The organism is Haloferax marisrubri (assembly GCF_001469875.2).
Taxonomy (GTDB): domain Archaea; phylum Halobacteriota; class Halobacteria; order Halobacteriales; family Haloferacaceae; genus Haloferax; species Haloferax marisrubri.
The window spans coordinates 148,147-169,334 of the sequence record NZ_LOPW02000001.1; the positions used below are offsets into that span (position 1 = coordinate 148,147).

The 21,188-nt window shown below is 64.7% G+C and carries 22 protein-coding genes and 1 tRNA gene; 14 read left to right on the top strand and 9 right to left on the bottom strand.

Translation table 11 applies throughout. From position 1 onward, the window contains the following. Positions 1–158 precede the first annotated feature (158 nt). From AUR65_RS00730 to AUR65_RS00755, 6 genes are all read left to right on the top strand, one after another. Positions 159–1,457, top strand: coding sequence for a substrate-binding protein (locus AUR65_RS00730; protein ID WP_233194305.1), 1,299 nt, complete (start codon positions 159–161; stop codon positions 1,455–1,457). Between the two features lie 123 nt (positions 1,458–1,580). Beyond that, positions 1,581–2,549 carry a branched-chain amino acid ABC transporter permease gene (locus AUR65_RS00735; protein WP_058565899.1) on the top strand — a complete coding sequence of 323 codons (969 nt, stop codon included), beginning with the start codon at positions 1,581–1,583 and terminating at the stop codon, positions 2,547–2,549. Beyond that, positions 2,546–3,721, top strand: coding sequence for a branched-chain amino acid ABC transporter permease (locus AUR65_RS00740; protein WP_058565900.1), 1,176 nt, complete (start codon positions 2,546–2,548; stop codon positions 3,719–3,721). Before AUR65_RS00735 ends, AUR65_RS00740 begins: the two co-directional genes overlap by 4 nt. Next, positions 3,721–4,479 carry an ABC transporter ATP-binding protein gene (locus tag AUR65_RS00745; protein ID WP_058565901.1) on the top strand — a complete coding sequence of 253 codons (759 nt, stop codon included), beginning with the start codon at positions 3,721–3,723 and terminating at the stop codon, positions 4,477–4,479. The genes AUR65_RS00740 and AUR65_RS00745 overlap by 1 nt, the downstream gene beginning before the upstream one ends. After that, complete coding sequence (locus AUR65_RS00750) at positions 4,476–5,219, top strand: ABC transporter ATP-binding protein (protein ID WP_058565902.1); 744 nt, start codon at positions 4,476–4,478, stop codon at positions 5,217–5,219. Before AUR65_RS00745 ends, AUR65_RS00750 begins: the two co-directional genes overlap by 4 nt. A 2-nt stretch (positions 5,220–5,221) precedes the next feature. Continuing rightward, positions 5,222–5,902, top strand: coding sequence for a thioredoxin family protein (locus tag AUR65_RS00755; protein WP_058565903.1), 681 nt, complete (start codon positions 5,222–5,224; stop codon positions 5,900–5,902). Here AUR65_RS00755 and AUR65_RS00760 read toward each other — a convergent pair. The 6 genes from AUR65_RS00760 to AUR65_RS00785 all read right to left on the bottom strand — a co-directional run bounded on the left by AUR65_RS00760 (position 5,899) and on the right by AUR65_RS00785 (position 9,969). Next, the gene (locus AUR65_RS00760; protein ID WP_058565904.1) at positions 5,899–6,303 is read right to left on the bottom strand and encodes a universal stress protein; all 405 of its coding nucleotides are present in this window, start codon (positions 6,301–6,303) and stop codon (positions 5,899–5,901) included. The two genes, AUR65_RS00755 and AUR65_RS00760, sit on opposite strands and share 4 nt — an antisense overlap. A 54-nt stretch (positions 6,304–6,357) precedes the next feature. Further along, a complete protein-coding gene (locus AUR65_RS00765; protein ID WP_058565905.1) occupies positions 6,358–6,612 on the bottom strand; it encodes a DUF7520 family protein in 255 nt (84 codons plus the stop codon). A 417-nt stretch (positions 6,613–7,029) separates the two neighbouring features. Further along, on the bottom strand, positions 7,030–8,793 hold the full coding sequence (locus AUR65_RS00770; RefSeq protein ID WP_058565906.1) for a cbb3-type cytochrome c oxidase subunit I: 1,764 nt from the start codon (positions 8,791–8,793) through the stop codon (positions 7,030–7,032). Positions 8,794–8,891: 98 nt separating this feature from the next. After that, the gene (locus AUR65_RS00775) at positions 8,892–9,251 is read right to left on the bottom strand and encodes a DUF6684 family protein (RefSeq protein WP_058565907.1); all 360 of its coding nucleotides are present in this window, start codon (positions 9,249–9,251) and stop codon (positions 8,892–8,894) included. A gap of 103 nt (positions 9,252–9,354) precedes the next feature. Continuing rightward, complete coding sequence (locus AUR65_RS00780; protein WP_058565908.1) at positions 9,355–9,720, bottom strand: DUF7541 family protein; 366 nt, start codon at positions 9,718–9,720, stop codon at positions 9,355–9,357. Between the two features lie 45 nt (positions 9,721–9,765). Next, positions 9,766–9,969 carry a VNG_1110C family protein gene (locus AUR65_RS00785; protein ID WP_058565909.1) on the bottom strand — a complete coding sequence of 68 codons (204 nt, stop codon included), beginning with the start codon at positions 9,967–9,969 and terminating at the stop codon, positions 9,766–9,768. 157 nt (positions 9,970–10,126) lie between these two features. Between AUR65_RS00785 and AUR65_RS00790 the strand changes: the two genes are divergently transcribed. Further along, a complete protein-coding gene (locus AUR65_RS00790; protein ID WP_004064256.1) occupies positions 10,127–11,236 on the top strand; it encodes an OBG GTPase family GTP-binding protein in 1,110 nt (369 codons plus the stop codon). Further along, the gene (locus AUR65_RS00795) at positions 11,233–11,721 is read left to right on the top strand and encodes a TIGR04206 family protein (protein ID WP_058565910.1); all 489 of its coding nucleotides are present in this window, start codon (positions 11,233–11,235) and stop codon (positions 11,719–11,721) included. Before AUR65_RS00790 ends, AUR65_RS00795 begins: the two co-directional genes overlap by 4 nt. A 59-nt stretch (positions 11,722–11,780) precedes the next feature. Here the strand turns inward: AUR65_RS00795 and AUR65_RS00800 are convergent, their stop codons facing one another. After that, the gene (locus AUR65_RS00800) at positions 11,781–13,223 is read right to left on the bottom strand and encodes an MATE family efflux transporter (RefSeq protein WP_058565911.1); all 1,443 of its coding nucleotides are present in this window, start codon (positions 13,221–13,223) and stop codon (positions 11,781–11,783) included. A gap of 135 nt (positions 13,224–13,358) precedes the next feature. On the opposite strand from AUR65_RS00800, the gene AUR65_RS00805 reads away from it, so the two are divergent. From AUR65_RS00805 to artA, 3 genes are all read left to right on the top strand, one after another. After that, a complete protein-coding gene (locus AUR65_RS00805; protein ID WP_058565912.1) occupies positions 13,359–14,138 on the top strand; it encodes a VOC family protein in 780 nt (259 codons plus the stop codon). Positions 14,139–14,364: 226 nt separating this feature from the next. Then, positions 14,365–16,929, top strand: coding sequence for an ArtA-dependent S-layer glycoprotein (locus tag AUR65_RS00810; protein WP_058565913.1), 2,565 nt, complete (start codon positions 14,365–14,367; stop codon positions 16,927–16,929). A 165-nt stretch (positions 16,930–17,094) separates the two neighbouring features. Then, positions 17,095–18,015, top strand: a complete 921-nt coding sequence (gene artA / locus AUR65_RS00815; RefSeq protein WP_058565914.1) for an archaeosortase A — start codon at positions 17,095–17,097, stop codon at positions 18,013–18,015. Positions 18,016–18,071: 56 nt separating this feature from the next. Here artA and dph5 read toward each other — a convergent pair whose 3' ends face one another. Then, positions 18,072–18,878 carry a diphthine synthase gene (dph5, locus tag AUR65_RS00820; protein ID WP_058565915.1) on the bottom strand — a complete coding sequence of 269 codons (807 nt, stop codon included), beginning with the start codon at positions 18,876–18,878 and terminating at the stop codon, positions 18,072–18,074. Positions 18,879–19,028: 150 nt separating this feature from the next. Between dph5 and AUR65_RS00825 the strand changes: the two genes are divergently transcribed. The 3 genes from AUR65_RS00825 to AUR65_RS00835 all read left to right on the top strand — a co-directional run bounded on the left by AUR65_RS00825 (position 19,029) and on the right by AUR65_RS00835 (position 20,614). Next, positions 19,029–19,571, top strand: a complete 543-nt coding sequence (locus AUR65_RS00825; RefSeq protein WP_084816375.1) for a DoxX family protein — start codon at positions 19,029–19,031, stop codon at positions 19,569–19,571. Between the two features lie 86 nt (positions 19,572–19,657). Continuing rightward, a complete protein-coding gene (locus tag AUR65_RS00830) occupies positions 19,658–19,867 on the top strand; it encodes a DUF7542 family protein (RefSeq protein WP_058565917.1) in 210 nt (69 codons plus the stop codon). 309 nt (positions 19,868–20,176) lie between these two features. Continuing rightward, positions 20,177–20,614: a Rieske (2Fe-2S) protein gene (locus tag AUR65_RS00835; RefSeq protein ID WP_058565918.1), complete on the top strand. Its 438-nt coding sequence runs from the start codon at positions 20,177–20,179 to the stop codon at positions 20,612–20,614. Between the two features lie 460 nt (positions 20,615–21,074). Here the strand turns inward: AUR65_RS00835 and AUR65_RS00840 are convergent. Continuing rightward, positions 21,075–21,147 (bottom strand) — tRNA-Thr (locus tag AUR65_RS00840). Positions 21,148–21,188 lie beyond the last annotated feature (41 nt).

Here is a 21,188-nt window from a genome sequence, read left to right on the forward strand (position 1 = left end):
ACAGCGTATTTACATAATGATTGATAATACAGATAATAGGGAATCTATACATAACTATTATTAACGATGTATCCACCGATTTGTCTATGGCACGGGATAACAAGTCTCTAAATCGACGAGACGTGCTGAAGGCGACTGGTGCTGTTGGGACCGCTGGCTTGGCAGGGCTGGCGGGGTGCACCGGCGGCGGCGACGACAGCGGCGGCGGAGGTGGTGGCGGCGGAGACGACGAGTATCCGGCGCTGGGCAACTATCCCATCGAGGGCGACACGGCCACGTTCGGATTCAACGTCCCGCAGTCGGGGCCGTACGCCTCGGAGGGTGAAGACGAGCTTCGTGCCTACGAACTCGCGGTGAAGCACCTCAACGAGGGCGGCGGCTGGGTCGACTCGCAGTTCGACGACCTCTCCGGGGACGGCGTCCTCGGCTATACCATCGACCACGTGGACGGCGACACGGCCACGGACGCGGACCAAGCGCGGCAGTCCGCGTCGGGGATGATTCAGCGGGACGACGCCATCATGATTTCGGGCGGGTCGTCCTCGGCGGTCGCCATCGCGGTGCAGGGGCTGTGTCAAAACGAGAAGGTCATGTTCATGTGCTGTCTGACGCACTCGAACGACACCACCGGGACCGACTGCGTCCGCTATTCCTTCCGAGAGATGTTCAACGCGTACATGACCGGACAGGCGCTCGCACCGGTCGTCCGCGACGCCTACGGCGAGGACCTGCAGTTCTACCAGCTCTACGCCGACTACAGTTGGGGCCAGACCCAGCAGGCGTCGATGGAGCAGTTCATGACCGACGTCGCCGGCTGGGAACAGGTGGAGTCCGTCGCGACCCCGCTCGGGACCTCCGACTACTCGACGTACCTCTCGGGGGCGCAGAGTTCGGGCGCGGACGTGCTCATCTTGAACCACTACGGCCTCGACGGCGCGAACTCCATGCAGCAGGCCATCGACGCCGGCATCGACGAGGAGATGGAAATCATCGTTCCGCTGTACAACCGCCCGATGGCGGAGGCGGCCGGCGGCGCGATAGAGGGCATCTACGGCACCGTCGCGTGGGACTCCCAGATAGACAACACGCCGTCGCAGGAGTTCACGCAGGCGTTCCGAGACGAGTACGACCGGACGCCCTCGGGCCCCGCTCAGTTGGCGTACGCCCAGACGCTCCAGTACGCCGCCGCCGTCGAGCGCGCGGGGACGTTCTACCCGCCGGAGGTCATCAGACAGCTCGAAGACTACGAGTACGACAACATCGGCATGGGCGCGGAGACGATGCGCGGGTGCGACCACCAGGCACAGCGCGACGTGCCGGTCGTGCAGGGCCTTCCCGCCTCCGAGCAGAGCGAGGGGACGTACTTCAACATCGTCAACATCACCAGCCGCGACGACCTCGGCTACGCGTGCGACGCCGGGCCAGCGGCCGAGTGTGAACTCGGGTCCTACGAGTAGACACTCGTCCCACCGTTATCTTAATGAAAGTTAATCGCAGACAACCACGCACACGTAAATGAGTAAGATTAGCATACCCATGGTAGTTCACGCGCCGAACGCCCGGCCCAGAGGTGACGAGCGATGAGCCTCCTGTCGGACGTACTCGTCATCCTGCTCAACGGCCTCCAGCAGGGGGCAATCTACGTCCTCTTGGCGGTCGGTCTCTCCATCATCCTCGGCACGCTCAAGTTCGTCAACTTCGCGCACGGTGCGCTGTATCTCATCGGCACGTACGCGGGGCTGTTCGTCGCGCTGAACGTCCCGCTCTCGAACGGGAAGCTCGCCGAGTGGGGCTTTTCGAGTTTCGGGCTCGACATCGGCTTCTTCGCCGCCCTGATTTTCGTCCCGCTTTTCGTCTTCGGGGTCGGCCTGTTGATGGAGCGGTACCTCGCGCGGGCGTTCTACGACCGCCCCGACACCGACCAGATTCTCGTCACGTTCGGCCTCGCAATCGTCGTTCAGGAACTGTTCCGCGTCCTGTTCGGCAGCAACAGCCTGCCGTTCGAACAGCCCGAGCGAATCCTCTCGTTCGGCTCGTTCGCCGGCCTGCCCGTCTCCGGCCCGGTCGCCCTTCCCATCGTCGGCAACTTCCCGCAGTGGCGGCTCTGGGTCATCGGCATCACGGCCGTCCTCGTGGCGCTGGTGTACCTGCTCGTCGAGTACACCGACTTCGGCCTCGTCGTCCGCGCCGGCACCCGTGACGCCGAGATGGTCCGACTCCTCGGCATCAAAATCACCCGCCCGTACATCGTCGTCTTCGGCATCGGCGCGGCGCTCGCCGGGGTGGCGGGCGTCGTCGGCGGCCCCCTGAACGTCGTCAACCCGACCATCGGGACGAACATCCTCGTCCCGGCGTTCCTGACGGTCGTCATCGGCGGGGTCGGCAGCATCGCCGGCGCTGTCGTCGGCGGCATCGTCTTCGGTCTCACGACCGCCGCGCTCGTCGCCTTCGCGCCCGCGTGGTCGCAGGTCGGGCTGTACGCCATCGCGGCCATCGTCCTCCTGACGCGGCCGCAGGGCCTGCTCGGTGACGAGGAGGTGACGCCATGAGCGAGAAGGACGCCAACCCGAGCGCGAAGGACGCGCTCGTCGGCGGTAGTCTGTTCGGTCGCTGGGAGAAACTCCGCGGCCGCGAGGGGACGGTCGTCGGTATCACGGCCATCCTCGTCGCGGTGTTCCCGTACCTCTTCGCCCGCGCGCCGGTCGTCTCGGGAATCCTCCAGGGGTACCAGAGCCTCGCGACGCTCATCCTCATCTGGGGCATCTTCGCTATCGGCTTCGACCTGCTGCTCGGCTACACCGGACTGCTCTCGTTCGGCCACGCGGCCTTCTGGGGCGGTGCGGCGTACGCCGCGGGCATCGTCGCCAAGAACGTCAGCGGCGACCCCATCGTGATGGTCGTCTCGGGGACGCTGTTCGCCGTGCTCCTCGCGTGGGTGCTCGGCTTCCTGTCGCTTCGCCGCGGCGGCATCTACTTCTCCATCCTGACGCTGGCGTTCGCTCAGATGTTCTACTACATGGCCGCGTCGCCGCTGGCGTTCCTGACCAACGGCGAAAACGGCCTGACCGGCGTCGAGGTCGGCAGTTTCCTCGGCGTCATCCACCTCGAATCCGACATCCCGTCCGTCGGCGGGATGCTCCTCGGAACCTGGCTGTACGCCTTCGTCGGCGTCTTCTTCGTCGGCGCGGTCGCGGTCGCCTACCGCATCCTCAACTCCCCGTACGGGATGGTGTTCCGCGCCATCCGCGAGAACGAACAGCGCGCCGAGTTCGTCGGCCTCAACGTCTGGCGCTACAAGCTCATGGCGTTCATCATCTCGGGCGCGTTCGCCGGCATCGCCGGGAGCCTCTTTACCATCCACGGGGCGTACGTCCCCCTCCAGTCGCTGTTCTGGACGGAGTCGGGCGACATCGTCGTCATGACCGTCCTCGGCGGCGCGGGCTCGATGTTCGGGCCGGTCCTCGGCGTGGGGCTCTACCTCTACATCGAGAACATCGTCAGCACCATCCAGGCGCTGACGATTCCCTTCACGGACATCGTGCTCATCAGGGACTTCGGGTTCTACTGGCACCTGCTGTTGGGGCTCGTCTTCGTCGTGGTCGTCTGGGTCGTCCCCGACGGCCTGTGGGGTATCCTGAACCGACTCCGCGAACTCGCGGTCGAATTCGGCTCGAAGGCCGCGGAGCGACTCCGTTCGCGCTCCAAGGGAGGTGGTCGCTGATGACGCTCCTCGAAACGGAGAACCTCGTCAAGGAGTTCGGCGGCCTCGTCGCGACCGACGACGTGAACCTCACCGTCGAGGAGGACGAACGCGTCTCCATCATCGGACCGAACGGCGCGGGGAAGTCCACGCTCATCAACCTCATCACGCGGCGACTCGACCCGACGAGCGGCGACATCCGCTTCAAAGGCGAGTCCATCGTCGGCCTCGAACCGCATCAGGTGGTCCAACGCGGCGTCTCGAAGTCGTTCCAGACCGCCTCCATCTTCCCCGACCTCACCGTCCGGGAGAACGCCGAAATCGCGGCGCTGGCGTCTGAACGCGGCGCGTTCGGGTTCGAGTTCCTGAAACACCGCGACAGTCTCAGCGACGTCCACGGCGTCGCCCGCGACACGCTCGACTCGGTCGGCCTGTTGGACCGCGCGGACACCGTCGCCACCGACCTGCCCTACGGCGACAAGCGCCGCCTCGAAATCGGTATCGCACTCGCGAGCGACCCCGACCTGCTCCTCATGGACGAACCGACCGCCGGCATGTCTCCGGAAGAGACGAAGTCGACGGTCGAACTCATCGAGCAGGTCAAACGCGACCACGGCCTCACGTTCGTCCTCGTCGAACACGACATGGAAATCGTCTTCAGCATCTCAGACCGCATCGTCGTCCTCAGCCGCGGCGGCATCATCGCCGAGGGGACCCCCGACGAGATTCGGGGCAACGAAGCCGTCCAAGAGGCGTACCTCGGAGGTGTCGAGCTATGAGCCTCCTCGAAATCGACGCCATCGACGCCTACTACGGCGAGAGCCACATCATCCGCAACCTCTCGATGAGCGTCGAGGAGGGCGAGATATGCGCGCTCCTCGGCCGCAACGGCGCGGGCAAGACCACCACGCTTCGCTGTATCGCCGGCGCGACGCCGCCGGACGTGCGGGAGGGCAACATCCGGTTCAAGGACGACGACATCACCGGCGTCCCCGCCGAAGACGTCTCGGTCCGGGGCATCTCGCTGGTGCCCGAGGAGCGACGCATCTTCCCGAACCTCTCGGTCGCCGAGAACCTCCACCTCGCGGAGGTCGTCAACAACAAGTCGAACACGTGGGGCCGGTCGCTGTCGTTCGGCCACAAGGGGATGTCGACCGAGGAGGTCTACGACCAGTTCCCCCGACTGGACGAGCGGCGAGACCAGCGCGCGGGGACGCTTTCGGGCGGCGAACAGCAGATGCTCGCCATCGCGCGCGCCCTGAAGCAGAACACGGACCTGTTGCTCCTCGACGAGCCCTACGAGGGGCTCGCGCCGAAGATTATCGAGGACGTGGAGGACGCGGTCGAACGCATCAGCGAGGCGGGCACGACCATCCTCCTCGTCGAGCAGAACGCCGCGGCGGCCATCAAACTCGCCGACCGCGCGTACGTCATCGACCAAGGGGGCATCGTCTTCGACGGGACCGCGGAGGAACTCCGCGATGACGCCGAGACCCGCGAGCGGTATCTGGGGGTCTGACGATGGCCGCGACCGATATCGACGCCGACCCCGAGACGGCGCTCGAAACGCTCATCGAAGCCGGCGCGGTCGACGAAGCGCCGGACGGGACGCTTTCGACCACGGAGGAGTTCGAGAAGACGCTTGCCGTCTACCACGACATCTACGGCGCGGTCTCGACCGAGGAGTTCCACCAGACCGTCTCGGACCTCTTCGGCGTCGCACCCGAAAACGTCGAGGCGCGACTCGACGAGTTCGGCGTCACCAGAGCCGACGTGGTCGCGTATCTTGCGGCCAAGTCGTTCCTCGACGTGCCGGTCGAACAGGACTCGCTGTTGGTCATGGCGGGCCTGCTCGTCGAGATGACCTCGTCGTCGCCGGTGCCGAGCGCGCTCGACGAACTCGACGACGACTCCTTCGAATCGTACCTCGACGCGCATCCGGACGCCGTCGTCCTCGTGTGGCGACGCTTCTGTGACCCCTGCGACGCGATGAAAGACGACCTCGACGCCATCCTCGACCGCGTCCCAGACGGGGTCGCGGCCGCGGGCGTCGACGGCGAGGCGGCCGACGAGTTCTGTCGGCGCTTCGAGGTCGACGCGGCGCCGACGCTCCTGTGTGTCCGCGATGGAGAACTGCGAGAACGAGCGTCCGGCCGCCAGACCCCAGATGAGGTCGCGGCCGTCCTCGACCGAGTCTACTAGCTTTTCCGCTTCGTCGACCCCGTCACCATGACGGGGCGGTCGGAGTTCAGAATCACCGTCTGCGTGACGCTTCCGAACAGCGCCTTGCCCGCGGGCGAGCGCTTCCGCCCGGCGGTGACGATGAGGTCCGCGTCCTCCTCGTCGGCGAACTCGATGATGACCTCCGCGGGGTCGCCCGACGACTCGTTGACGTCGTAGTCGATACCGCGGTCTTCGAGGAACTCGCCGGCCTCCCGGACCGAGTGAATCTGCGTCGCCGACGCCCCGCTGGGGTTGTCGGTGAAACTGTGGACGAGCGTGACCTCCTTCTCGTCGGGTTCGCCGGGGAGTTTCGCGACCTCTTCGACGCACGCGAGCGCGTGTTCCGCGTCGTCATCGACACCGATTACCACGTGATACATACTACCACGTCCCAGTCGCCGGTCTTAGTATTTGTGCTGAACGTTCGTGCTAAATTAGGTCGCGTCGTCGAGTCCGGCCGAGACGTAGACGACGAGCGCGAGCGGGACGCCGAGGACGAGCGCGATGGTCAGCGCGCCGTAGGCCGCGAAGCCGACGGGCGTGGGTGGAAACGGCACCAGAAAGAGGAACCGAGGCGCGCTGAGGCCCGAGACGAACGTGCCCGTGAGGTAGCCCGCGACCCCGGCGACGGCGACGAGGGCGGCGTACAATCCGAGGACGAAGCGGTGACCGCCGACGTTCGAACTCACGGCTCACGTTGGGGGGCGGACGCTGTTAGGGGTTTCCGTTCGCCGCGTCGGCGTCGCCCGCGTCCGCGTACCGATGCACCTTTTGCCGCACGCGCTAAGGGTGAGCTATGTCGGATACCGATATCCTCGGACTCGTGCTCGGGGCCATCGCGATACTGATGTTCGCGACGGGCGTCCTCCTCGTCGTCTGAGGTCCCGCCGCTTTTCCGCGTCGCCGCCGCCGAGAGCGACCGCTTCTCTCAAGTCGTGACCACCGTCGCCCGCGAGCGGCGGCGCTGACGGGTTCGTGAACGTCGCGAGCGAGCGGAACCGGCAGTTACGGCGAGCGCGGACGCACGGACAGTCGGCGTCGGGCGCGTTCGCTCTCGAAAAACAGCGTCCGAAAAATGAAGCCGAGACGCCGGCGAGCGGCGTCGATTACGCGTCGTCAGCGGATTCCGCGTCCGCGTCTGTGTCGTCGACCGTCTGCCCGCCGTCGGTGGCGAGTTCGGTCTCGTCTTCGCCGCCGTCGGTGACGGCCGTCTCCAGTTTGCGCTCGAACCAAGTCCACTCGGCGGTGACCAGGTCGTCGTCGGCGAGGTCCCACGGGTCGCCGTCCTGGACTTCGCGGCCTTCGAGCCACGACTGGACGAAGTTCCAGACGAAGATGATCTGGCCGACGAGCAGGATGAGCGCGCCGACCGTGGCGACCTGGTGGAGCGTCGCGAACTGCGGTAGGTAGGTCGCGTAGCGACGCGGCATGCCACCGTAGCCGAGCAGAATCATCGCGAAGAACGTCAGGTTCGTCCCGACCATCGAGAGCCAGAAGTGCCACTTACCGAGCGTGACCTGGTACATCCGGCCGGTGTAGATGGGGAACCAGTAGTAGAGCCCGGCGAAGCCGGCGAAGGCGATGGCACCCATGACGATGTAGTGGAAGTGTCCGACGACGTAGTAGGTGTCGTGGAGCACGAGGTCCACCGGAATCGACGCGAGGAAGACACCCGTCACGCCGCCGATGATGAAGTTCGAGACGAAGCCGATACAGAACAGCATCGGCGTCGTGAGGCGAATCTTCCCGTTCCACATCGTCGTGATCCAGTTGAACGTCTTGACCGCGCTCGGTATCGCGATGGCCAGCGAGACGGCCATGAACGAGGCGCGAAGCCGGGGGTCGATACCCGTCGCGAACATGTGGTGCGCCCAGACGCCGAACGAGAGGACGCCGATGGCGAGCGTGGAGTAGACGACGAACTTGAACCCGAAGAGCCGACGGCCCGCGAAGCGCGGGAGCACGAGGCTCACGATGCCCATCGGGGGCAACACGAGGATGTACACTTCGGGGTGGCCGAAGAACCAAAACAGGTGCTGCCAGAGAATCGCGCCGCCGTCGACCGAGAAGAACATCGTGCCGAAGTTCCGGTCGAGAAGCAGCATCACGATGGCGCTGCCGAGAAGCGGGAACGCGAAGAGGATGAGACCCGACTGGGTCAGAATCGTCCACGAGAAGATGTCGAGGTTCGCCCACGAGACCTTCTCGTTACGCTCCGTGAAGATGGTCGCGATGAAGTTGATCGCACCCATCGTGGCCGAGACACCCGAGAGGTGCAGGCCGAGGAGCATCAGGTCGACGCCGGCGTTCATCTGGTTGCCGGAGCCGACACCGGCGGAAAGCGGCGTGTACATCGTCCAGGCCGTCTGCGCCGGGATGACGTCCGGGATGGGGAAGAACCCGGCCCAGATGAGCAGCGCCGCCGGCGGCAGGAGCCAGAACGCGATGGCGTTGATACGCGGGAACGCCATGTCGTCCGCGCCGATGAGAAGCGGGATAAAGTAGTTCGAGAACGCGGCGATGATGGGCGTCCCGAACAGGAACAGCATCGTAATCCCGTGGCTTGTGAGCAACGAGTTGTAGAACGTGTTCGAGATAAGCGTCATCGACGGGTCCGCCAGTTCAATCCGCATCAGGACGACCATGAGACCCCCCACGGCGAACGCGACGAGCGCGTATGCGCCGTAGAGCATCCCGATGTCCTTGTGGTCGACCGTCGTCAACCAACGGATGACCCCGGATGGTTTCTCCTCCGAGACGTACTGCTCTGCGGTACCACCGACCGTGCCTCCGCCCGCGAGCGGAGTGTACGACCGCCAGTCTTCGACCCGCGCGAGCCACGCGGCGACGGCGATGAGGAAGACCCCCATAAGCACCGTCAGTGCTAACTGTCCGTTAACCTCCATGGAAGTGCCTGAGTAGTGCAGGGTAATGAAAGATTCGGGACTGCCCTGCGATTCGAGGTGCTTTAAGCCGTCTCGTCCGCGGCTTCGACGGCGTCGTCATCCGGCGATTCTTCGAGTTCGGCCGCTTCCTCGCTCTCTTCTTCGTGAATCGGCTTCGCACCGGGAACCGTCGCCTGCCCCGGCGCGTAGACGGTGCCTTCCTTCTCGGAGCCGGCGATGGCCTTCCCCGAGAGGTAGGTGAGGGCAGCGAGGAGCACGAACGGCGCGATGAGGAGCGTGTACTGGAGCCCCGAGGTGAGCGATTCGAACCCAAACGGATTGACGAAGGTGAAGGCCACCACGAAAAACAGGATGATGGCCAGCGGAACCATGTTGACCGTGAGGTCGAGGATGGTGTCCTTGTCGAACGTCTTGGTTGCCATATCGAGACACTCGGGGACGCCGTTCAAATAGATTGTTGGTTTCTCGTTCGGTCGGAGGGGGTGGAGACGGCCGCGGGGTCTCCCGTGGGGTCGCCCGCGGCGGTCAGAAGGTCTGTCGCTGTTCGCGGACGAACAGTTCGAAGACGACGCCGCCGACCACCAGTAGAATCGCGGCGGCGATGACCGCGTAGCCCCGGGTCACGAGGGCGATGTCGGTGAACGCGAGTCCCGCGCCGAACGCGAAGAAGATGACCGCGAGCGCGGTGACCGCGCGAATCGTCGAGGCGACGTAGCCGGACTCCTTGAGGATGCCGACGACGCTCCCGCCGAACAGGAGCAGCCCGCCGACGGCGAGTGGAAACAGGCCGAACAACAGGCCCAACTCGGAGATGGGTATCCCGAGCGCGATGAACACGGGCCACGGACTGGCCGTGCGGTACTGGTCGGAGAGTCCCGGCGCTTCGTCCATACCCGCCCGTTGGACTGTGTGGTAACAAGCCCTTCGGAACCGAGACTAGCGGAGAGAGATACCCTGTCGCGCGAGGAAGTCGCTGACCGCACGAATCTCGACGGGGCTCCCGATGATTCGGCACGTGTCTCCGGCCTTTCGGTGGACGGAGACGACGAACTCCGCTTCGATGTCGTCGCGCACGCTCTCCAGCAGGTCGCACGGGAGCACGATTTGCGTGCTGTCGCGAAGCGTCCGGGGGTCGGGCATCGGTGTTCATCGGGCGGTCGAAGGGGTCGTGTATAATCGTGCCGATACTTGTCTCTCCGCGTACGCGCGACCACCACGATAGCCGACGCGTCGGCGCGGCGGAATCTGCCGCGCGGAAGGAAAGGGTTTTTCGACGGACGCGGCGGAACTGTTGACGATGGGACTGGAGGAGGAGATCGAAGATATCCGCGAGGAGATATCTAACACGCCGTACAACAAGTCGACCGAGGCGCACATCGGTCGGCTGAAGGCGAAGCTCGCGGAGCTGAAAGAGAAACTCGAAAACCAGAGTTCGGCCGGTGGCGGCCAAGGGTACGCCGTCGAGAAGACGGGCGACGCGACGGTCGCGCTCGTCGGCTTCCCCAGCGTCGGCAAATCGACGCTCATCAACGCGCTCACCAACGCCGACAGCGAGACGGGCGAGTACGAGTTCACGACGCTCAACGTGAACCCGGGGATGCTGAAATACAAGGGCGCGAACATCCAGATACTCGACGTGCCGGGCCTCATCGAAGGGGCCGCTGGCGGCCGCGGCGGCGGTAAGGAGGTCCTCTCGGTCGTCCGCACCGCCGACCTCGTCGTGTTCATGCTCTCGGTGTTCGAGATAGAGCGCTACGAGCGGCTCCAACAGGAACTCTACAACAACAAGATTCGGCTCGACACGTCGCCGCCGAACCTCTCTATCAACAAGAAGGGCAAAGGCGGCATCAACGTGACCAAAAGCGACAGCGTCGACCTCGAAGAGGAGACCATCAAGGGCATCCTCCGCGAGCACGGCTTCGTCAACGCCGAGGTGACGCTCCGCGGCGAGACGACCATCGACGAACTCGTCGACGGCATCATGAAAAACCGCGTCTACCTGCCGTCTATCGTCGCCGTCAACAAGGCCGACCTCATCGACAAGGACTACCTCCCGACGGTCGAGGAAAACCTCCGCGAGGTCGGCCTCGACCCCGACGAGGTCACGTTCATCAGCGCCGAGGCCGAGAAGGGCCTCGACGCGCTCAAAGAGGAAATCTGGGACGCTCTCGGGCTCATCCGCATCTACATGGACAAACCCGGCCGCGGCGTCGACTACGACGAACCGCTCGTCCTCCGCGAGGGCGACACCATCGACGACGCCATCCACGAACTCGGTGCCAAACTCGACGAGCGGTTCCGGTTCGCCCGCGTCTCCGGCCCGAGCGCCAAACACGACGACCAGCAGGTCGGCCGCGACCACGTTCTCGCCGACGAGGACGTGCTCCGCATCATCGCCCAGCGGTGACGACCGACCCGGCGGCCCGGTCGGCTTCGCGGTCGCCCGCGCGCCGCCTCCACCTACTCCTCGTCTTCGTCCTCGGTCTCGTTCCGTGGTCCGTCCAGACGTTCACGACCGGGAGCGCCACGTTCCTGTTTCCGTGGGGACTCGTCGGCCCTTCGACCGGGAGCGTGACGACCATCACCGACTTCTTCCTGCGCTTTACGATGGGCCTCCCGGACTACATCCTCGTGTGGCCGGTCGGCGTCGCCTGTTACCTCGTCGCGCTCGGAAGCGCGCTCTCGGGCGCGTTGTTCGGCCGCGAGGACGTTCGACTCACCGCGGCCGGTCTCCTCCTCGCCGGCGTGACCCAGTTGGAGGTCGCCCGCGGCTTTTCTGTCCAACCCGGTCGAACCGCGTGGCCGGTCGGGACGGTCCTGCTGTGGGCCGTGGCGGGGTTCTTGTATTGGTCACGCGCGAGCGGGCGCGACGCCGACGGCTCCTCGCGCTGAGAGTAATCAGGATTCCCGCCGCCGCCGACGAACCAGCCCGAACCGATGCGTTCCTCTTCTCAGTCGTCCGCGGCCGTCTTCGGACGGTAGTTCCGACTGACCGCCTTCCACGTCCCGGTCTTGAACCGGTAGTAGTTCAGCGCCGCCGGAATCGTCGTCTCGGCGAGGAACGCCAGGTAGAGCCCGGTGAGGCCGAGCGAGGTGACAGAGCCGATGTAGGTGAGCGGAATCGACCCGAGGAACATCCCGACGAACTGGCTGCCGAACGTCCAGCGGGTGTCGCCGCTGGCGTCGAGCGGGCCCGCGGAGCCGCCGGAGACGCCCTGTAAGACGACGGCGAGACAGGCGACGTAGACGAGGTCGACGGCGATGGGGACCGCCGGGTCCGCCGGGTTATCCACGAACCCGAGGACGATCGGGCGGGCGAATATCGCCACGAGCGCCGCCGAGACGAGGTACGTGGCGACGGCGAACCGAATGACTTCGTTGCCGTAGGCCTCGGCGGTCTGTTCGTCGTCCTTGCCGAGCGCCTGCCCGACGAGGCTCGACGACGCCAGCCCGAAGCCCCAGCCGGGGGTGTTCATCAGGCCCCAGATGCGGCGGGCGATGACGAACGCCGCGACCACGTCCGGACCGAAACTGTCGAGGATGGCCAGCATCGGGAACTCGGCGACGGTCCAGACGAGCCCGCGACCCATCACGGGCAGTCCGATTTTCACGAGGTCGACGAGCGTCCCGGGGTCGACGAACGAGCCGAAGGGGTCGATGGTGACGGGGAACGCGCCGACGCCGGGGAGCGACCCCCGCGACAGGCCGACCGCGAACGCGCCGGCGACGACGACGTTCGAGAGGACGGTCCCGAGCGCCGCGCCCTCGACGCCGAGGTCGAGGCCGAAGATGAGCACCGCGTTGAGGACGATGTTGATGACCGCACCGCTCGCACGGAGTGTCATCGCGGTGTAGGCGTCGTCGCTGCCGACGAGGACGCGGCTCCCGATGAGGTTCAGGCCGGCGAAGGGGACGCCGAGCCCGACGATTCGGAGGTATGCCGCTCCGAGTTCGATGGCATCTTGGTTGCTGCTCAGCACGGAGATGAGTTCGGTGGGGAACAGCCAGAAGACGGCCGTGACCGGGAGCGTGGCGATGACGGTCAAGAGCGCGCTCGAACGGACCGCGAGCCCCAATTCGTCTATCGCGTCCGCGCCGAAGCGCTGGGAGACGAGCGCGATGGTCCCGCCTGCGATACCGCCGCCGAGCGCGAAGGCGAGTCCCCAGTACGGCCCGGCGAACCCGACGCCGGTGATGGCGACGGTCCCCGAGGCGATACCCACCATCGCCACGTCGACGGCGTTCTTGGACATCCGGGCGATGCCGGTGACGACGCGGGGCCACGAGAGGTCGGCGATGCGGACGGCGCGCTCGCGGTCGAGGAGACCGATTCGAGCGAGCGCCAGCCCGATGCCGAGGATGAGGAGGCGAACGGGGTTGGGGACCGGGGACACTGCTGAATCGTAACTTCGGGGGGTACTTATGTACCACGTAACGGGCCGAAAACTCCCGTAGACGGCGTGTGACAACCATCCACGGTGGGTTCCGCGTTCGGTACGTTTTTCGCCAGCGCGACACATCACTGGGGTATGTCCGGAACCCTCGACCACGTGATGATTCGCGTCGAAGACCTCGAGGAGTCGCTCGACTGGTACACGACCCATCTCGGCTACGAAGAGAAGGGTCGCTGGGAGGCCGACACGTTCACCAACGTCTACCTCGGCCCCGAGGACCTCCACGAGGAGGGCGCGGTCCTCGAACTCACCTACAACCACGGCGACAACACCTACGAGATGGGCGACGCGTGGGGCCACATCGCGGTCCGCGTCCCCGAGGACGAACTCGAATCGTCCTACCAGCAGCTCATGGACGAGGGCGTCGAGGACTACCGCGACCCCGAGTCCTGCGGCGGCCGCTACGCGTTCGTCAAGGACCCCGACGGCCACGAGGTCGAAATCGTCAAGCGCGACCACGGCGCGAAGTGGAGCCTCGACCACACGATGATTCGCGTCGAGGACGCCGACGAGGCGCTCGGCTTCTGGACCCGGAAGTTCGGCTACGAACACACCGGTCGCTGGGAGTCCGACACCTTCGCGAACTACTTCATGAAGCCCGAGGGCGCAGCCGAAGAGGCGATGGCCGTCGAACTCACCTACAACTACGACGGTCGGAGCTACGAGATGGGCGACGCGTGGGGCCATCTCGCGGTCAGCGCCGACGACCTCCACGAGTACTGGGAGACGCTCATGGAGCGCGAGGCCGAAGACTACCGCGACCCCGAGTCCTGCGACGACATGTTCGCGTTCACGAAGGACCCCGACGGCCACGAAATCGAGGTCATCCCGGCCGACTTCGAGTCACCCGAATAACACGTATTCGTTCTAACACGTCCTCGTTCCTGTTTATTTACTGAACAATACGCGCGTTGCGACGCTCTCTTCGGAGAGATATTCCACAAAGTATTTATCCAATCTCCGGAGAGTCGCTTTCGTACCCCTACCCAAGGTGAAAACCAGCGAGTAATCCCTCGCCCGACCTACCCACGGGCGTACGGGGCAGAAAGCTGTTTCGCCACTTATAGACCCATCTATAACAATGACAGCAAACAAACAAGTTCGCGCGGTTCTGCTCGCTGCGCTGATGGTTTTCTCGGTCTTCGCCGGGTCCATCGCGTTCACGGGCACTGCTGCTGCGGCGGCTACGTCGGCTACGGTATCTTCTGATACTGTCGACAAAGGCCCGTCTGCATCCGTCGATGTTACCGTTAACTCTGGCGGAGCGAACGATGTTCACGTATGGCTCGACCTGAACGACGACGGCTATTACAACGCCTCGGAACCGAACACCACGGAAACCGCAGGCTCCCCGGCAACCCTCTCGCTCTCGATTCCGGAGAGCGTCTCCACCGGTGAGTACAACGTCTCTGCCGCCGAGAGCGCTAGCCTGACCGCCGGTACCACCCAGCAGGAGGCTTACGACACGCTCGATGTCGTTGCCGCTGACCCCGCTGGCTTCAACTCGGCGACCCACTACGATGACGGCACGCCGAAGGTCGAAGTCGCCTTCGACGAGGACGTCACCGTCAACGAGATGAACGTCACGGACGGCGAGACGAACCTCTCGCAGTCCCTCTCCGTCTCCAACGGTCAGGTCATCGTCACGCTCAGCCAGGTCTACACGGACGACCTCGAAGTCACGTACAACGTGTCTGACTCGTCCGGTAACACGGCCTCGGCGACCGAGGACGTGACCTTCGCGCCCGTCTACGTCGCGAACAACTCCAACAACACGGCCTACAAGGGCTCGAACGTTGCAGTTGTCGCCGGCACGACCGACACCTCCGTCGAGGTCGAGGGCGTTGACGACGACAACAACTACCAGTTCTCTGGTTCCACCGGTGACAACAGTCAGGTCTTCATCTTCGACACCGAAGATCAGGCCCTCGACACCTACGAGTTCACCATCGGCGGTGTGCAGCAGGCTCAGGTCGACGTTCGCGACCTCGGCTTCGAGCTCACCGTTGACGACCTCAACGTCACGACCAAGGACGGTCTCGAAGGCTCCGTCTCGGCCAACGCGGGCGACCGCACCGTCGACGTCGTCGCACTTGACGACGACGGCGACGAGGTCGAGGACACCGAGACCACCGTCACGCTCGACGGCCAGGGTGAAGCAGACTTCAACCTGAGCTCGGTCGACGCTGGCGAGTACACGATTGAGGCGACCGACGCCTTCACGGGCGTCACGCTCGAGTCCGACACGGTCACCGTCTCGAAGGCCAAGGACTCCTCGGGTGACTTCGCGTCGTCCGTCATCAACGAACAGGTCGGCGACATCGCCGAAATCACCGTCACGCTCGACGGTACTGACGAAGCAGAGATTCAGGTCGGCGCTAACGACCTCGGTTACAGCGCGAACGTCTCCGTCGAAGACGGTAACGACGACGGTGAGGTCACGCTGCTGTTCAACACGTACGCACCGAACAAGACGTCCTCGTTCGACGTTGACGACAGCGACGACGACCTCGTCGTCGACGACATCACCACGGAAATCGACGGTGAGCCCCTCGACGCCGGCGACTACGACCTCGAAATCGCCACCGGTGGCGAAGCCGACAACGTCGCGACGCTCGTCATCGAAGAGCGCAGCACCGAAAGTGTCTCCACCTGGACGGCACCGACGAGCGCTGACCTCACCGAGACCGAAGACGTCTACGACGCGATCGAGAACGAGAATCTGACGCAGAGCGACTCGCTGGCTAACGGCGACGTCGTCGTCACGCAGATCTCCGCGACGGGCCTCGAAGGCGCGTTCGACGCGTCGAACTTCGACGCCCTCTCGGGTACGCAGTTCAACCTCACGATCGAGCAGACGAACCCCGGCCCGAACCGCGAGGCGAAGGTCCTGGGCATCAACAGCTCGAGCGCCACGATCATCGCTGACGGTGACAACGACACGTACTTCATCGTCTACGACCTCGACGACGTCTCTGCCTCGCGCACGGACTCCTACGACAACACCTCGACGCTCTACACCGTTGAGGACGACGACGCGTTCAACGCGACGTTCACCGTCCTCGAAGACGGTGACCTCGCCGAGGACGATGAGGAGACCTCCGACGAGTTCGAAGTCGTCGAACCCGAACTCAGCCTCGACGAGGACGAGTTCGCGGTCTCCAACGCCGCCGAGCAGTCCATCTCGGGCACGGCCAGCGTCGCCCCCGGTACGGAGCTCACCATCCGCGTGACCTCCGACGGCGACACCCAGCCGCGCTTCCTGAAGACTGCCTCCGCGTACGTGCAGGCTGACGGCACGTTCGCCGCGGCGTTCGACTTCTCGGAGCAGAACATCAACGACACGTTCGAAGTAGAGGCCTCCGTCGACTCCGGCACGGCCGAAGACGCGACCGCTGACGGTATCGTCGGCGAAGCCACGGAGACGACCACGGCCGCGGAAACGACCACGACCGAGGAATCCACGGAAACGGCAACCGAGACCGAAGAGCCGACCGAGGAGCCCACGGAAACGGCAACCGCGACCGAAGAGCCGACTGAGGAGCCGACCGAGGAGACCACCGAGTCCAGCACGCCTGGCTTCGGTGTCGTTGTCGCCCTCGTCGCCCTCGTCGCCGCGGCACTCCTCGCCGTCCGCCGCGACTAACTTCGACTGATACCACCGGGCTTCGTCCCGGTCCCCTCAACACTTCTTTATTGATCGACTCCACAGCGGCGGCGCTGTGCTGTGCGTTCGGGCCGCCGGACCGGTCGGACGAGCTCGATACCCGGAACGACAAGGGATTTATTCGGTCCTCCGCATCCATTACGTATGCCCGGTCTCCTCTCCGACATCCTCGCGTGGGTGGTCATCGGAACCTTCGTCGCCGGCGCGGTCGTCAACGGGCGGAACCGCGACCTCGGGCGGCGGGTGATGTCCGCAGCGTGGGTGTTGTTCGCGCTCTTCTGGCTCCAACTCATCCCTCACTTCACGCTCGTCCACAGGAGCTACATCGAGGGGATTTTGACTATCGTGGCCGTCCCGGCGTCGCTGTACGCCGGCTGGCTCCTCTACAACGGCCGCGACACGCTGTTCGTCCTCTCGCGCGCCGTCGCCGCCATGGGCGTCGTCTACCTTCCGTTCGAGACGATTCCCGCGTTCACGCTCTTCGGGGCGACCGTCCCCGCACCCCGCGGCATTCTCATGGAGTCCGTCGCGGCGCAGACGCGCTTCCTCATCGAATCGCTCGGCTACACGCCGCAGATGATTGTCGGCGACGAGGGCTACCTGAACACGTTCCTGTGGATGCAGGGCTCTCACCGAATCGAGATCTCGGTCGTTCTCGCCTGCACCGGCCTCGGGAGCATCGCCATCTTCGCCGGCCTCATCGCCGCCGTCGACGCGCCGATGCGCCGGAAGCTCCGCGGACTCGCCATCGCCGTCCCCATCATCTACGCGCTGAACCTGCTTCGGACGACGTTCATCACCATCTCGGTCGGCAAGCAGTACTTCCACCTGTTCGTCGACGAGATTCTGTTCCTCTTCGGGTCGTCCGACCCGTATATGGTGTCGTTTTTCATCTCCGACCGCATCATCAGCCAGGGGCTCGCGGTCGTCGCGCTCGTGGGAATCACCTATCTCGTCGTCCACGAAGTGCCGGAACTCCTCACGGTCATCGAGGACGTGCTCTACATGGTGACCGGCGAAGAGTACGACCTCAGAAGCGAGTTAGGGCTCGACGGGCGAGCGTAGTCGGCTCCTGTTCTCTCTGTTTCCCGTCTCGCGTCGCGTTAGTGTTCGTCGAACAGTTAGTGTTCGTCGAACAGTTCCTCAGGCGCGCCGCCGAGCGCCGAGAGCGCGTCGGCTTCGACGTGGTGGACCTCGCCGGGAATGATGAGCATGTGGAGCGGGTCGCCGAAGTCGCGCTCTGCGAGCGCCGACAGGCGGTCCGCGGCGACGACCGGGTCCGGACTGCCCGCCCGGCAGACTGCCACGCCGAGGGCGTCGCCGTCCCAGTGTTCGGCGAAGAGTTCCGCGGCGTAGTCGGCGGTCATGTACTGGTCGCCGTCGACCTCGACGCCGCGGCGACCCTCCCAGTCGACCTTGATGTCGAGGTAGACGAGCGTATGCAAGCCGAGTTCGCGGTTCGCTTCGAGGGAGTCCACGACGCTTTTCGGCACCGGGTCGCCGCCATGGACGTACGGAAACGGGAGCGTGACGGCCTTCCCGAAGCGGTAGTTCTGGAGTCCGGTCAGGCCGCTGGCCGCGGACTGAGCGGTCACGCCGTGGATGAGTCGCGTCTCGATACCGCGGTCTTCGGCGCGGAGACGAAGGTCGACGTGCGTGGTCGAAATCATCGTGTCGCCGGCGGTGAGGAACGCGACGTGTTCGTCTTCCGCGGCGTCGAGTATCGCCCCGGGGTCCTGTTCGACGCCGGCCCGGTCCCGGACCTCGATGTCGATGTCGTGGTAGGCTTCGAGCTCCTCGACGGTCGCGCCGACGAGGTGGCTCGTGTAGAACTCCGCGAAGGCACGGTCGGCGTCAGCGAGCGCCTCCCGGCCTTCGACGGTGACGGAGCGCTCGTCGTACAGACCGAGTCCGATGAAAGTGAGCATGTCCGTGTTCTGTCGCGGGCGGTGATAAGCGGTGTGACCTCCGGTGAGACGGCCGATACCCATTGTGTGGGATTACCCAGCACACTTTATTGTAGTGGAGGAAAATATTACCTCCGTATGTCAACCGATAGTCGTACGCTGGAGACGGAGATGTTCGGACGCGCGGTGCGGTTCGACTACTCAGAGCGGTGGGTCGGCTACTCGCTGTTCCTCCTCAGAGTGGTGATGGGATGGACGCTGTTCCAAGGCGGTATCACGAAGCTCGTAACCTATCTGGATTCGGACCCCTCCAACAACTGGACTGCGGCGGGCTACCTCGCTAACGCGATTCCCGAGGGCAACCCCCTCATGGGGCTGTGGAGTTCGATGGCGGGGAGCCCCCTCATCGACATGTTGAACATGTGGGGGTTGACGCTGGCCGGACTGGCGCTCATCCTCGGCGCGTTCGTTCGCTTCAGCGCCTTCTGGGGGGCGGTCATGATGCTGTTCTACTGGGCGGCGGCACTTGAGGGCGGCATCCTCGCGGGGCTTCCGCTGGCTCACGGCTGGGTCGTTGACGACCACATCGTCTACGCGGTGTTGCTGTTCGGCCTCGGCGCGTTCGGCGCGGGCCGCATCCTCGGCGTCGACGCCTACCTCGAAAACATGGAGTTCGTGCGGCGTAACCGGTGGATGAGCCTCGTTATGGGCTGACTTCCACACGGCGGCGACCGCTTTTTTGAACGTCTCTCGCGGCGGACCCGACGGAACTATCTCGACTGCCGTGTTCCCTTCGAGTGATGTCGACTCCTCGTGCGACGGTTTCCTGTCCGACGTGCGGACTCGAAGAGCGCTTCTCGAAGCTCGCTGACGCGCGTCTCCGAATCGAAGAACACCGCGCGGAGACCGGACACGACCCCACGTGGGAGTTGGGTCGGTTCGCGCCCGGCGTGGAGAAGATGGGTGACGAGGCGGGCGTCTGCGGCGTGAACCTCGACGAGAACCGCTGATCCGGCGGCCCGCCGACTCGAATTCCGTCTCCGAACCCGCCGAGCGTCGAGTCAGCGCCTATGAGCTTCATAACAATACGATATTCTCCCCAACGAGTGGGTATGTGGTGTGAACGATGCGGGCGAGATACGACGGTTCGGAGACACGCGGTAGACGAGTTCACGGGATTCCTCTGTAGCGACTGTCACGCGGTGTGGGACCGGCTCACCTCGGCGTGACCGGCAAGACTCGGTTCGGGCCTCTCCGCCCCATTCGAGGGCGTGGTGTCGCCGGTAGCTACTTTTCCGCTCGGTCGGTAGCTCTGTCCGATGGTCGACGGAACACGAGTCGCGGCCGTGGACGACGTCCCCGAAAACGGGTCGTACCTGTTCACCGCGGCGGACGCGTATTCGCGGACGAAAGAGCTCATCCTCGTTCGATGCGACGACGAGCCGGGTATCGAAGCCTGGCCGAACACCTGTACGCACGAGAACCAGCGGTTCGACCGGGGGTCCGGTGCGGCGATGCGCGACGGCGAGCTTATCTGCCCGAAGCACGGGTCGATGTTCGACGCCTGTTCCGGCGCGTGCGAAAACGGCGAGGCGGCGGGCACCACTCTCCCGGACGTGGATATCGCGGTCGCTGACGGCGGCGTCTTCCTGACCGACGACGAGTACACCTATCTCTACGAGGGCGCGGCGCGCGACGACGAGGACGACGACGAAGACGACGATATCCCGAGTTCGACGTCGCACATCGGATTTTGAGCCGCTCCCGGGACGGTCTGGTCGCCGCCGCACCGTCGCGAACGGCGGTATACTGGTCGCCTACTGGTCACCGTGATACGAGCAAACGAACTCGTCGCGGATGAGCTGTGTGTCGACGCGTGGAGACACAAGAGCGGTTGGTGAGGACGAAGAACGGGGTTTCGGCGGAAGCGTGGTACTCCAGACGTCAATGAGCATCCCGTCGAACACGCTGCAAAAGGGGTGACAAAGGGAACCTCTGCGACGGTGGCTCATCCATGGGAACCCCACCAATCGACGGTCACGCGAGACCACCCCCGAACCGGAGACCTTCGTCTCCGGGGTTGAGTTGTTGGATGGTGAAGGAATCAGTAGAAGCCGGTGGAGGGGATTGTGAACCTCACTCGCAACGCTTCGCGTTGCTCGCTGGCTCAAATCCCTCCACGCAGGGCTCTTCAATCGTACTGTGTTCGGTAGAAAGAGCCGGTGGAGGGATTTGAACCCTCGGCCTATTCCTTACGAAGGAATCGCTCTGCCAGCTGAGCTACACCGGCGCGGTGGGCTTTCGAACGCATTCTTCCGTACCCCGGTTACG